Raw genomic sequence first — 13,008 nt, 5'->3', positions numbered from 1 at the left:
GATTAAGTGAGCCTCAAGGAGAGACGAGGATATGGAATCAAATCGACTCAAAGAGACGCTATTGGAGTTGGACGCGTGGCGACGCCTGTCACAGCCCGCTTCAGGACAACACCTTATCCATCAGATAGGTGAAGCGCTCTATCGCCTTCAAGGGTGGCAGTGGTACGCCTTAGCCGAATGCGACGGCAAAACCGTTCGTGTCAGGGTACTGAGTGAAGCGGGCAAGCCCAAGGCCAATCTCAGTTATCCATTAGAGGAGAGCCCCTGCCGCCAGCTCTATCACGACAGTCACGACATCGGACTGATGATCTACTGCAACAACGTCAAACGTTTCCCCTATTGGACACTGCTGCAGCACCTGCCCATTCGCTCCTATCTGGGTATGCGCCTTGCGGATACGGTGGATCACCGTCAGTACCACCTGTTTGCCCTGCACTCACAACTGGTGGAGGAGTCGGCGCTACCCAGAAGCCTGTTTACCAGCGCCTGCGCACGAGTACTTAACGACCTTAAACACCGACAACAACGCAGTGCCCTGATGCAATTACAGCAGGTAACTGAATGCCCTAGCCTGTCTTTGGCACTGGTGGACAAAGAGTTTCGTCTGCGCTGGGCATCCCCTGGATTCAGTGCCACCTTAGGTTCCCCCGTTGATGGCATGCTGTCATTGCCTGTCCAACAGCTGTTTTCTAAACTTGACGCCCACGCCTTCTCCCTATGTCAAAGCTACCCTATTAGCGTGACCCATCCTTGGCAGGATGAAGAGGGCAATCCCGAATACTTGCAGTTGAAACTGTCTCAGGTCAGCGACGGTTACGTTATTCAGCTGGCCAAACAAGGGGCTCAAATGGCCACCCTCGCCCACCAACCCAACCACCTTGCCAGCCGGCTTGAGCAGGAGCTTGCACGACTTCAACGTAAGGGAGAGGTCGCAGCCTTAGTTTTCGTCGACTTTCGAGCTGGCATCAACGCCATGCACAGCCACGAGCATTGGCAGGAATTTGCCATTGACCAAATCGCCTCAACGGTTCGCAAAGAGGACTTTGTGGCGACATTAGACCGGCAAGTGGTGCTGTTAACCGCCTGCTTTGATAATCATGGCGAAGTGCCACGAACCCAACTGACGGCAATAACCGATAAAATTGATAGGGTACTTAGCCAAAACCAGATTCCCTCAGGCTTTCAAGGCGAGCATCAGATAAAAATTCGGCTCATCACCAGCTGGGATAGCGATATTGACCACCTGCTCTCAGCGGATAACGCAACAGATTGGCGTGGAAAAACAGCAAATAACGGGGAAGTTGCTATAACTTAATAGAAGGGCCCGGTGGCCGAGACAAGGGAGCGATGCTATGTCGATGAAGAGCGCAAAGGAGTTTGCTCTGTGGTTGAAAGAGCGGTTTGGAGATTGTCCCCAGGGGTTGTATTTCACCAAAGATGACATCAAAGACCTGTCGGGAAGGCAAACCTTCCGCCAGGATTTTATTGCCGATGTACACTCTGAGCTAGCCCAGCATCAGATGTGTTTTATCAGTGATGCCCTTAAAGAAAACTACTTCATGATGTATCTGCCCAAGGTGTATTGGAAAGATCACAAAGACCGTTATGCGGAAAAACCTAAGGTTCACCTGATGCCAGTATCGACACAAAAGCAGCGATAACCTTTGTTTTACGGCCATCAAAAAGGGCTTGTCATCGACAAGCCCTTTTGCATCCATCACCTTAACTTAGAACCACTCGTTTGGCATCGCCATCACGGCCGCCGGATCCTGCTTAATGATGCTCAGATGGTAGTGCGCTTTCGGCAGCTTACGCTCGAAGAAATAACGCGCCAACATGCCTTTACGTTCGACAAACGCTTTCTCAAACTCGCCTTGCTCCGCCGCCAAGACCATCTTCAGCCACATCCAACCATAAATGGTGTAACCACAGGCGTGAAGGAAATCAGTGGCAGCACTGTTGACGGCATCCGCCTTATTGCTGCTATTGGCAATGTCGCCCACTTTAGCAATCAAGGCATCAAAGCTTTCTAGTAACTGCTGTTTTTGCGGCAGCCAAGCCCCGGACAAGCCCTCGAGCTCAGCTTCAACCTGAGCTTTTAGCTTGGCTAAGGCGTCACCGCGATTGGCCACCAACTTACGGCCAAGCAGATCCAGCGCCTGAATGCCGTTGGTGCCTTCGTAGATCTGGGCAATGCGCACGTCACGAACCAACTGCTCAACGCCCCATTCACGAATGTAGCCGTGGCCGCCAAATACTTGCTGAGCGTTCACGGTGGACTCCAGGCCCATGTCAGTGAAGAACGCTTTGGCCAGCGGCGTTAACAGAGCGACCTGATCATTGGCCTGCTTTTGCACATCACCTTCGGCGTGTTTGGCCAAATCAAGCTGCATACCCACATAGACCGACAGGGCGCGACCCGCTTCGGTCGTAGACGCGATGTCTAGCAGCATACGGCGCACGTCGCCGTGAACCAAAATGGGATCGGCTTCTCCGCCTAACCCGCGCCCAGCACCTTTACCCTGCTTGCGCTCTTTCGCGTAGTTCGCCGCCAGTTGATAGGCCGCTTCCGAGCAACCCAGCCCCTGAATACCGATGGAGAGACGCTCATAATTCATCATGGTGAACATCGCCACCAAACCACGATTCACCTTACCAATCAGGTAACCTTTGGCGTCGTCAAAGTTCATGACACAGGTGGCCGAGGCCTTAATGCCCATCTTGTGCTCCACCGCGCCACAGGTGACGCCGTTATTGTCACCAACGCTGCCGTCTGGATTAACGGTGTTTTTAGGAACGAGGAACAAAGAGATACCGCGGCTGCCGCCTGGGGCATCAGGTAATTTGGCCAGCACCAAGTGAATCACGTTTTCAGTCAGATCGTGGTCGCCGCCGGTAATGAAAATCTTAGAGCCGGTGATGTTGTAGCTGCCATCCTCATTGGCCACTGCCTTGGTGCGCAGGCCGCTCAAATCCGAGCCGGACTGTGGCTCGGTCATGTCCATGGCGCCGCCCCACTCACCGCTGTATAGCTTAGGAAGATACTGCTGCTTTAGCTCCTCACTGCCATGAGCGGCAATGCAAAGCGCCGCACCGGCGGTCAATGAACCATACAAGGCAAAAGCGTTCGAGGCGGAATAGACCATCTCATCAAACAGCACGCCCAGCATTTTCGGCATGCCCATGCCGCCATACTCAGGCTCGCCAGATAGGCCAACCCAGCCAGATTCGGCGTAGGTTTGATACGCATCTTTGTAGCCTTTTGGCGTGGTAACTACGCCGTTGTCGAACCCAACGCCCTCCTCGTCACCATCGCGGTTCAGAGGCGCAATCAAGCTTTGAGTGATTTTGGCACCCTCCTCCAAAATCGCCGTGGCGGTCTCCATCTCAATGGCTTCAGCCAAAGCGGGGACTGACTGCCAAACTCGATCCGCGTCAAACACATCCTTGAGCAGAAACTGCATCTCGTTCACGGGGGCGTTGTATTGCATGGTCACATCCTGTCGGGGTTTCTAAACACAAATTTTAAACATGCGTTTAGTTTCAGAGATAATCGGGGGCAAATCAAGCTCTATCGCGCTTTATTTAGCGCGACAGAGAAAGAGATTTCGAATGAGATGATAATTGGGAGCCGTGGTTCTTTTGCGCGGGTTTGGGCACTATGCGCTGATTATCCTCGATCTGAATTTAATCATATGCTTGATTTAGGCGGCAAAACAAAACGGTTTTAGCCGCGCTTGTTAAACCAACCTCTCATCAACAGTATTCAGACTCTTGCCAGTCGCGAAACGCCTGTGCATTTAGCGGATCGCCAATTTGAGAATTTCATCGATAAGCTGCGCCTCTGACAGCTCTCCATCTGGGCGAAACCACTTGTCTGTCCATGTTATCGCACCATAGAGAAGCTTTCGCATCACACTTGGCGGGCATTGCAGCAGCTCCTGTTCGAAGGCCTGCTCGAGCACTGAGATCCACAACTGCTCATACTCTTCTCGCAATGACAAGATGTCAGCCTGACCGCCGTCAGAGAGGAAACGCCACTCGTTAACCACCACCGTCATGGCATCGCCACGACTGCCATTCATGGAGTCAAGCTCACAGGCGATGAGTGCCCGGAGCTTACCTTTAGGGCCTTGTGCCTGCTCAAGTGCGGCATGCATCTGTCCCATAGAGTGATAGATCCCTTCAAGCATCACCGCTTTGAGAATGGCGTCCTTGTTTTTGTAATGGTGGAAAATACTGCCGGAGAGGATGCCCACCGCCGCGGCGATGTCTCGAACCGTGGTGCTCTGATAGCCCTTATTTCGAAACAGTTTGGCCGCATGAGCCAGCAAACGACCTCGTGGGCTTTGAGGATCGGCGAGGATCCCTTGCTCTATTAATTGTTGTTCGACGGTTTGAAGCAAAATGCTCCCCCCAGTTTCTGTCACAGTTCAACGCGTTGCCAAACGGATGCTAACACCCTTTGTTGTTTTAGAAAAATCTGTTTTAACTCAAGACTTGCCATAAAACCAAGCGCTTGCTAGGTTAACAAAAAATAGACAAGGAACCTAGTCTGTTTACCACAGGATCATTGAATCTTCAGAGGGAGTGTTGGATGTCATACCGTTCCGTATTCGCCAAGCAATCGATGCAGAATAGAACCATCATCGTCACCGGAGGCGGCAGTGGCATTGGTCGCTGCTGTGCCCATGAGCTTGCGTCTCTAGGCGCAAAGGTCATTCTGATTGGCCGTAATCTGGACAAGCTGCTGACGGTACAACAGGAGATCCACGAAGATGGCGGTCAGGCAGACTACGCCCAACTGGACATTCGTATTGAAGCCGACGTCGACAACACCGTCGCAGCCTTGGTTGAACGTCACGGCCCCATCTACGGCTTGGTCAATAACGCCGGAGGGCAGTTCCCCTCTCCCCTCGAGCAGATCAGTCAGCGCGGCTTTGAAGCTGTGGTCAATACCAACCTGACGGGTGGCTTTTTAATGTCAAAGGCACTGTTTAGCCACTCCATGAGCGACCATGGCGGCGTTATTGTCAACATTACCGCCGATTACTGGGGCGGAATGCCTGGCATGGGCCACAGTGGAGCAGCCCGAGCCGGCATGGAGAATTTCACCAAGACTGCCGCTTGGGAATGGGGTCATAAGGGCGTGCGCGTCAATGCCGTTGCACCGGGTTGGGTTGCCTCCAGCGGTATGGACACCTACGAGGAACCGATGCGCTCTAAGATCCCGAAAATGCGCGAAGACATTCCGCTAAAACGGATGGCCACCGAATCTGAGGTCTCTAGCGCCATTGTGTTTCTGCTCTCCGAGGGCGCCAGTTTCATCTCCGGTACCACCATCCGAGTCGATGGTGCGGCCTCACAAGGCAGCGCCGTGTGGCCCATTCGCGGCCAAAAAGCCAGCAACAGCGTCAGTTATCAGGGCTTCCACCGCGCCGTGGTGCCGAGCGTTTTGCAGCAGGAGTCCTAATGCCAAGCCTAATCTCCAAACTCAACCTATCCGACGCCGCCAGTGATGCCAATCGTCAACAGATGCTGGCCGCATTAGAGCAAGTGCGCGCCGTCGAAGCCTTTGTGGACGCTACCGCAGAGCGTGCCCGCCCCAAGTTTGATAAGCGCGGTCAACTGCTGCCAAAAGAGCGCTTAGCCCAGCTGCTCGATATCGGCTCGCCATTTTTGGAGATCGCGTCTCTGGCGGGCTATCGCATGCACGATGACAAAGACGGCAGCGGCGCCGGTGGCGGCTGTATCGTCGGCATAGGCGTCATCAGCGGCATCCGCTGTATGGTGGTGGTGGACAACTGCGCCATTAAAGGGGGAACCGTCTCCCCCATGGGGCTAAAGAAAAAGCTCAGAGCGCAAGAGATCGCCTTGGAAAACCGCCTGCCCATCGTCACCCTTGCACAAAGCGGTGGCGCCAACCTGCACTACGCCACCGACACCTTTTGTGAGGGCGGCCGAGCCTTCGCCAATCAAGCTCGCTTGTCGGCCTTAGGCATCCCCCAAATTACCGTAGTGCACGGCTCAGCCACCGCCGGTGGCGCTTACCAACCGGGCATGTCCGATTACGTCATCCTCATTAAAAACCAATCCGCCATGTATCTGGCTGGTCCGCCATTATTGAAAGCGGCCACTGGGGAGGTCGCCACCGACGAGGCCCTCGGCGGCGCGCAGATGCACATCGAGGTTGCCGGCACCGGCGAATATCTGGCCGACAGTGATCTTCAAGGCATTGCCATTGCCCGGGATGTGGTTGCACAAAGCTGTCATCAGTTTTTATCTGAGCAGATTGAGCCTAATGTGCGCCCGCCTCGCTATGGCAACGACGAGCTGTTGGCCATTGTCCCAGCCGATCCCAAGCAGCCTTATGACGTACGGGAGATCATCGCTCGCATCGCCGATGACTCATCGTTTCTCGATTTTAAAGCCGATTTTGACGGTCATACCGTTTGCGGTCACCTGCAGATCGAAGGGCAGCGCTGCGGTGTCATCGGCAACAATGGCCCTATCTCCCATCGAGGAGCCAATAAGGCGGCACAGTTCATTCAACTGTGTGAGCAAAGCGCCACACCAATACTGTTTTTCCACAACACCACCGGCTTTATGGTGGGCAGCGATTCCGAGCAGAGCGGCATCATTAAGCATGGCTCCAAACTGATTCAAGCCGTGGCTAACGCCACCGTACCCAAAATCAGTCTGCTGGTTGGTGGCTCCTACGGTGCAGGCAACTACGCCATGTGTGGCCGCGGCTTTGACCCCAGATTCATCTTCGCTTGGCCCAACAGCCGCACGGCGGTGATGGGGCCTGCGCAAGCCGGACAAGTGCTTCGCATTGTCACCGAAGCCAAAATGCGCCGTTTGGGTGAGGTGGACGAAGCCAAACTGGCTCAGCTTCAACAACAAACCGAGGCGATGATGGAGCAAGGTTCAACCCCTCTTGCCTGCAGCGCACGGCTCTGGGATGACGGCATCATCGATCCCAGAGACAGTCGCCACGTCTTGGCTCTGTGCCTGTCTGTTTGTCAAAACGCCCAACAACACCCTCTTCAATCCAATCACTTTGGCGTCAGCCGCTTTTAGGAGAGCACCATGTTTACCGAAGAACATCAGCAGCTCAGGCACACCGTTAAGCAGTTCGTTGAATCCGAGATAAACCCCAATGTCGAGCACTGGGAGCGGGACGGCGCCTATCCCGCCAAAGCCATTTTTCAAAAACTGGGCGCCTTGGGCCTACTGGGGATCACCAAGCCAGAAGCCTACGGAGGGCTGAATCTAGACTACAGCTACCAGATCGCTTTTGCTGAAGAGCTCGGCGCCGCCCATTGCGGCGGAGTGCCGCTGTCCATCGGCGTTCAAACCGACATGGCGACTCCTGCTCTGGCTCGATTTGGCTCCGATGAGCTACGTCAGCAATTTCTCTCCCCCGCCATTGCCGGTGACATGGTCGCCGCCATCGGCGTCAGTGAACCCGGTGCAGGTTCCGATGTGGCCGCTATCAAAACCACGGCTCGCAGCGATGGCGATGATTACCTGATCAACGGCACCAAAATGTGGATCACCAACGCCAAGCAAGCGGATTTTATCTGCCTGCTTGCCAACACCAGCGACGGCGCCATACACCGCAATAAGTCGCTCATCGTGGTGCCCACCCACCTGCCTGGCATCAGCTTTTCGGAAAAGCTCGATAAGCTGGGGATGCGCAGTTCCGACACCGCGCAGATCTTTTTCGACAACGTACGAGTGCCTAAGCGCTACTGCATCGGTGAAGAGGGCGCCGGATTCACCATGCAGATGCTGCAGTTCCAAGAGGAGCGATTGTTTGGTGCCGCCATGACCATCAAATCCCTGGAAGGCTGCATCGACGCCACCATCGAATACACCCGAGAACGACGGGCCTTCAATCAGTCCATTTTGGACAACCAAGCGGTGCATTTCCGCCTCGCCGAACTGCAAACCGAACTGGAGTGCTTACGCGCTTTGGTCTATCGCGCCACCCAAGAGTATATCGCTGGCCAAGATGTGACCAATCTGGCCTCCATGGCCAAGTTAAAAGCGGGCCGACTTAGCCGCGAGATCACCGACAGCTGCCTGCAGTTCTGGGGTGGCATGGGCTTTATGTGGGACAACTTAGTATCCCGAGCCTATCGGGATCAGCGCCTGTGCTCCATCGGCGGCGGCGCCGATGAGGTGGTGTTGGGGATCATCTGCAAAAAGATGGGCATCTTGCCCAAACGTCAGGGCTAACCCAGAGGATCGCCATCATGATCTACACCAGCATCAATGTGCAGCGCGAACCGGACTTTTTGACACTGACCTTAAATCGGCCCCAGTGTCGTAACGCCATGAGCTTAAAGATGGTGGAGGAACTGAGCCATGCCATTGAGTCGGTAGCCAGCGATCTCAGTTGCCGTGCCATTGTGCTTCAGGGCAGTGGTGGCCATTTCTGCGCCGGTGGCGATCTCAAGGATTTCACCGCCGCTCAAGGACAAGGAGATGGGGCACTTGCACTGCGAGATACCAATCGCGCCTTTGGTCGCCTGATCACCCAGCTTGAGCACGCGCCGCAATTTACACTGGGGCTTCTGGAAGGGTCGGTACTGGGCGGTGGCTTCGGGCTGGCTTGTGTGTGCGACTATTTAATCGCAACCCAAGATTGTCAGTTCGGGCTACCGGAAACCAGCCTCGGCCTCATTCCGGCTCAAATTGCCCCCTTTGTGGTCAAGCGCATCGGACTCACCAATACCCGTCCCATCGCCTTGCTGGGCCAAAAACTCAATAGCGAACAGGCTGCCACCATCAACCTAGTGAATGAGGTACAGGATTCGCCAGCGCAGCTGACACTTCGCCGAGATCAGATACTGGCAACACTTGGCCGCTGCGCACCTCGAGCCAATGCCACCACTAAGGCGCTTTTGCATCGCACCTTAACCGAACCACAAGAAAAGTTGCTGGATTGGGCCGCAGAAGCCTTTGCCGAATCGTTAACTGGCGACGAAACCAAAGAGGGGCTGAGCGCCTTTCGTGATAAACGTGCGCCCCAATGGCGCCAATAAGGGAAATTCATGGCCTTTACTACCGTTCTTATCGCCAACCGAGGAGAGATCGCCGTTCGCATCATCCGTACGGTGCAACAGTTAGGTTTTGATGCGGTTGCCATCTACTCCGACAGCGACCGCCACAGCCCCATGGTCACTCTGGCCGACAGCGCGGTCTACTTAGGGGCAGATGACCTTAGCCAAAGTTATCTGAATATCGACGCCATTATCGATGCCGCAAAGCGAAGTGGCGCCGATGCCATCCATCCTGGCTACGGCTTCCTGTCAGAAAACGCCGACTTTGCCCGCCGCTGTCAAGAACAGGGCATCACCTTTATCGGCCCAAACCCGGAAACCATAGCGCTAATGGCCAGCAAGCGGTTGGCGAAAATTGCCATGGAGCAGGCCGGCGTGCCCTGCATTCCGGGCTATCAAGGCATCAATCAAACCGATGACGCCCTGATCAACAAAGCGCAAGCCATCGGCTTTCCGGTCATGATCAAAGCCAGCGCCGGTGGCGGCGGACGGGGCATGCGTTTGGTAGAAACCCCCGAGGATTTGGTTGCGGCATTAACCAGTGCCAGAGCCGAAGCGAAGTCTGGGTTTGGCGACGATGAGTTGATCTTAGAAAAGGCCCTCACCCGCAGCCGTCATATCGAAGTGCAGATTTTTGGTGATGGACACGGCAACGTCGTTCACCTGGGAGAACGCGACTGCTCCATACAGCGGCGACATCAAAAGGTGATCGAAGAGGCTCCCTCTCCCGCCGTCAATGCCGCTCTCAGAGAGCAACTGGGCGCAGCTGCGGTGCTCGCGGGTCAGAGCTGCCAATATCTGGGCGCTGGCACCGTCGAATTTCTACTGGACGACAATAACCAATTCTACTTTTTAGAGATGAACACTCGACTGCAGGTCGAACACCCGGTGACGGAGTTAATCACCGGACAGGATCTGGTTGCTTGGCAGCTGAAACTGGCCGCGGGAGAGCCCATCCCCCTCAGCCAGTCGCAGATCCCCTTATCCGGTCATGCCATTGAGGTGCGCCTGTACGCAGAAGCACCAAGCCAAGGCTTTTGCCCACAAACCGGCAGTGTACTCCATTGGGCTCCCTACTCAGCAGATGGCATTCGCGTTGATCACGGTCTTGTACAAAATCAGCCCATTGGCAGCCAGTTTGATCCCATGCTCGCCAAGGTGATCGCCTACGGCGACGATCGTGAGCAGGCAAGGTGCAGGCTGATACGAGCGCTGAAAAATACCTCTCTGCTTGGGGTGCACACCAATGCCGCCATGCTGATCAATCTGCTTAACCACGAGGTGTTTCGACAAGGAGAGGCCACAACTGGGTTTATCGAGACCGAATTTGGCAGCGACCCTTCCCTTAGCCAAGCGGTCATCCCTTCATGGCTGTGGGCGCTGGCCGCTTGCGTGATGGCGCAGCAGCCAAACACCGGCGGCAGCGCACTCAATCTCGCTAACCCCAGCCGACTGCGCTTAAAAGCCCAAGAGGATGTGGCCGAGCTCCAGATGTCATTCGACTCATCGGGATGGCGCGTCACCGCTGATGGGCAGCAGCACCAAATCAACCTTTCCAGAGACGGCGCAGCTGTTCATGCAAGCATCGATGGCCTGCACCAAAAATTTACCGCCGTTAACCACGGCCAGCAGTTGTGGCTCGGTTACCAAGGCCAAACCTTCCAATTTGAGGAGTTTGGCTATAGCCAGTCACCCAAAAACGTTCATGATGGCGATGGCGTGATCCGCTCCGCCATGGATGGCGTAATGCAGCGCATCGAAGTCGATGTTAACGACAGAGTCAGTAAAGGCCAAACCCTAGGATTTATGGAAGCGATGAAGATGGAGATGCCGCTTATCGCCGACGGCGATGGCATCATCCGCCAAATTCTGGCGCAGCCCGGCCAGCAAGTTAAACGGCAACAGCCACTCATTGAGATTACTCATCAGGAGAACGACCATGACCACGCTTAAAGGACGAACTTATGTGATCACCGGTGCCAGCCGAGGTATTGGCCGCGCCATTGCCCTTACCCTGGCCGAGCAAGGCGCCAACATCGTCATTGCCGCCAAATCCGACAAGCCGCACCCGAAACTGCCCGGCACCATCCACAGCGTCGCCGACGAAATTCATGCACTGGGCGCAAAGGCACTGGCGGTCAAACTGGACGTGCGTGACGATGCCTCCATTAATGCCTTGGTGGAAACGGTAAACGCGGAGTTTGGCGGCATTGATGGCTTGATCAATAACGCCGGTGCCATCCGGTTAAGTGGCGTTGAACATACCCCAACTCGAAAGTATGACCTGATGTTCCAAGTCAACAATCGAGCGGTGATGGCGTGCTCTCAAGCGTTTCTGCCCCTGTTAAAACAATCAAGCAACGCCCACATTCTCAACCTGTCGCCACCGCTCAACCTCGACCCAAAATGGTTCAAAGATTACGCCCCCTACACCACCACTAAGTACGGCATGTCAATGCTGACATTGGGCATGGCTGAGGAATTTAAACAGTACGGCATCGCCGTGAACTCCCTGTGGCCCAAAACGCTTATCGCCACCGATGCGGTCAAGTATGAAGCCGGTGGAGAGAAGATGTTTGCGGTCAGTCGTACCACTCAGATCATGGCCGATGCCGCTCTGGCCATCGTCTCCAGTCAAGCGTCTGAGCTAACCGGTCAACTATTGGTAGATGAGTCCATTTTACGCGACAAAGGCCAAACCGAGTTTGATCACTACGCCTATGTGGAAGGCAACACCGAGTTCTTTACCGACCTCTACGTGGAGTAATTTGATGAGCCCCAGTCACCAATTTGATGAGTCCAGCCGCCTCATTCGCACCATGACGGAGCGCTTCGTCGCCCAAGAAGTTGCTCCCCATATCGACCAGTGGGAGCGCCAACAGGAGTTTCCACTGTCTTTGTACCGCAAGGCCGGTGAGGCAGGCATTTTGGGGTTGGATTATCCAGAAGCCCTTGGAGGTACCCCCTGCAACGCCTTTGGACTTATCGCCCTCACCGAAGCCCTAATGAGCGCCGGTTCTGGGGGCTTGGTAGCCAGTTTGCTGTCTCACAACATCGGCTTGCCACCCTTGGTGAACTTCGGCTCTGACTCCCTAAAACAGCGCGTGGTGCCAGAGGTGCTCAGTGGCAGCGCCATCGCGGCTCTGGCGGTGACAGAGCCTAGCGGTGGCAGTGATGTGGCCAGCATCAAAACCCGAGCCATCGACGAGGGAGATCATTACCGAGTCAGCGGCAGCAAAACCTTCATCACCAGCGGCAGTCGCGCCGATTACTTCACCGTAGCGGTTCGAACCGGAGACTTTGGCCCCAAAGGAGTCAGTCTGCTGCTGATGGAGGCCAACACCCCAGGGTTGAGCCGCGGCAGCAAGCTGGAGAAGATGGGCTGGCATGCCAGTGATACCTGCGAGCTGTTCTTTGACGACTGTTTGGTGCCCAAAGCCAACCTGATTGGCAAGCAGAACCAAGGCTTTAAGCTCATCATGGCCAACTTCCAAAAGGAGCGTATGTCGTTGGCGGTGATGGCCAATGAAACCGCCCAACTGGCGCTTGATTCCGCCCTCGCCTATGCCAAACAGCGTAAAGCCTTTGGCAGCGCGCTGACCGAAAAGCCGGTGATACGCCATCAACTGGCGGAGATGGCCACCAAACTCGCTGCCAGCAAGCAGTTTCTCTATCACTGCGCCGCCCGTTTTGACGCCGGTGAAGAGGTATCGTTAGAGCTGTCGATGGCGAAAAACTTGGCCACCGATTGCAGTGATTTTGTTACTCATCAAGCGGTGCAGATCTTCGGCGGAATGGGCTACATGAGAGAGTCATTGGTCGAGCGACTTTATCGCGACAGCCGCATTCTCTCTATTGGCGGCGGTACCCGCGAAATCATGAATGAGATCATCGCAAAAGGGCTCATCGATTGAGCCCTTTTTAATCGCAACAA

11 protein-coding genes are annotated in these 13,008 nt (G+C 55.0%); 9 read left to right on the top strand and 2 right to left on the bottom strand.

Annotated elements, in window-relative coordinates; genetic code table 11:
- Window positions 1–31: 31 nt before the first annotated feature.
- Together FCL42_RS03110 and FCL42_RS03105 are read left to right on the top strand one after the other, a co-directional pair.
- Window positions 32–1,315 carry a nucleotidyl cyclase domain-containing protein gene (locus FCL42_RS03110; protein ID WP_136861930.1) on the top strand — a complete coding sequence of 428 codons (1,284 nt, stop codon included), beginning with the start codon at window positions 32–34 and terminating at the stop codon, window positions 1,313–1,315.
- Window positions 1,316–1,352: 37 nt separating this feature from the next.
- Window positions 1,353–1,661, top strand: a complete 309-nt coding sequence (locus FCL42_RS03105) for a hypothetical protein (protein ID WP_136861929.1) — start codon at window positions 1,353–1,355, stop codon at window positions 1,659–1,661.
- A gap of 66 nt (window positions 1,662–1,727) precedes the next feature.
- Here the strand turns inward: FCL42_RS03105 and FCL42_RS03100 are convergent, their stop codons facing one another.
- Window positions 1,728–3,491 carry an acyl-CoA dehydrogenase family protein gene (locus FCL42_RS03100; protein WP_136861928.1) on the bottom strand — a complete coding sequence of 588 codons (1,764 nt, stop codon included), beginning with the start codon at window positions 3,489–3,491 and terminating at the stop codon, window positions 1,728–1,730.
- A gap of 309 nt (window positions 3,492–3,800) precedes the next feature.
- Window positions 3,801–4,406: a TetR/AcrR family transcriptional regulator gene (locus tag FCL42_RS03095; protein ID WP_229359764.1), complete on the bottom strand. Its 606-nt coding sequence runs from the start codon at window positions 4,404–4,406 to the stop codon at window positions 3,801–3,803.
- A 191-nt stretch (window positions 4,407–4,597) separates the two neighbouring features.
- On the opposite strand from FCL42_RS03095, the gene FCL42_RS03090 reads away from it, so the two are divergent.
- The 7 genes from FCL42_RS03090 to FCL42_RS03060 are packed head-to-tail and all read left to right on the top strand — an operon-like array spanning window position 4,598 to window position 12,988.
- Window positions 4,598–5,473 carry an SDR family oxidoreductase gene (locus tag FCL42_RS03090; protein WP_136861927.1) on the top strand — a complete coding sequence of 292 codons (876 nt, stop codon included), beginning with the start codon at window positions 4,598–4,600 and terminating at the stop codon, window positions 5,471–5,473.
- A complete protein-coding gene (locus FCL42_RS03085; RefSeq protein ID WP_136861926.1) occupies window positions 5,473–7,083 on the top strand; it encodes an acyl-CoA carboxylase subunit beta in 1,611 nt (536 codons plus the stop codon). The genes FCL42_RS03090 and FCL42_RS03085 overlap by 1 nt, the downstream gene beginning before the upstream one ends.
- A 9-nt stretch (window positions 7,084–7,092) precedes the next feature.
- Window positions 7,093–8,247, top strand: coding sequence for an acyl-CoA dehydrogenase family protein (locus FCL42_RS03080; RefSeq protein ID WP_136861925.1), 1,155 nt, complete (start codon window positions 7,093–7,095; stop codon window positions 8,245–8,247).
- Window positions 8,248–8,264: 17 nt separating this feature from the next.
- Window positions 8,265–9,056: an enoyl-CoA hydratase/isomerase family protein gene (locus FCL42_RS03075; RefSeq protein ID WP_136861924.1), complete on the top strand. Its 792-nt coding sequence runs from the start codon at window positions 8,265–8,267 to the stop codon at window positions 9,054–9,056.
- Between the two features lie 9 nt (window positions 9,057–9,065).
- Window positions 9,066–11,027, top strand: a complete 1,962-nt coding sequence (locus FCL42_RS03070) for an acetyl/propionyl/methylcrotonyl-CoA carboxylase subunit alpha (RefSeq protein WP_136861923.1) — start codon at window positions 9,066–9,068, stop codon at window positions 11,025–11,027.
- A complete protein-coding gene (locus tag FCL42_RS03065; RefSeq protein ID WP_136861922.1) occupies window positions 11,014–11,841 on the top strand; it encodes an SDR family oxidoreductase in 828 nt (275 codons plus the stop codon). The genes FCL42_RS03070 and FCL42_RS03065 overlap by 14 nt, the downstream gene beginning before the upstream one ends.
- Before the next feature lie 4 nt (window positions 11,842–11,845).
- Window positions 11,846–12,988 carry an acyl-CoA dehydrogenase family protein gene (locus FCL42_RS03060; protein ID WP_136861921.1) on the top strand — a complete coding sequence of 381 codons (1,143 nt, stop codon included), beginning with the start codon at window positions 11,846–11,848 and terminating at the stop codon, window positions 12,986–12,988.
- The last annotated feature ends 20 nt before the right edge of the window (window positions 12,989–13,008 follow it).

Source organism: Ferrimonas aestuarii (genome assembly GCF_005116665.1).
In the GTDB taxonomy this organism is placed as follows: Bacteria; Pseudomonadota; Gammaproteobacteria; order Enterobacterales; family Shewanellaceae; genus Ferrimonas; species Ferrimonas aestuarii.
This window is presented reverse-complemented; position numbering and strand designations above follow the sequence as displayed.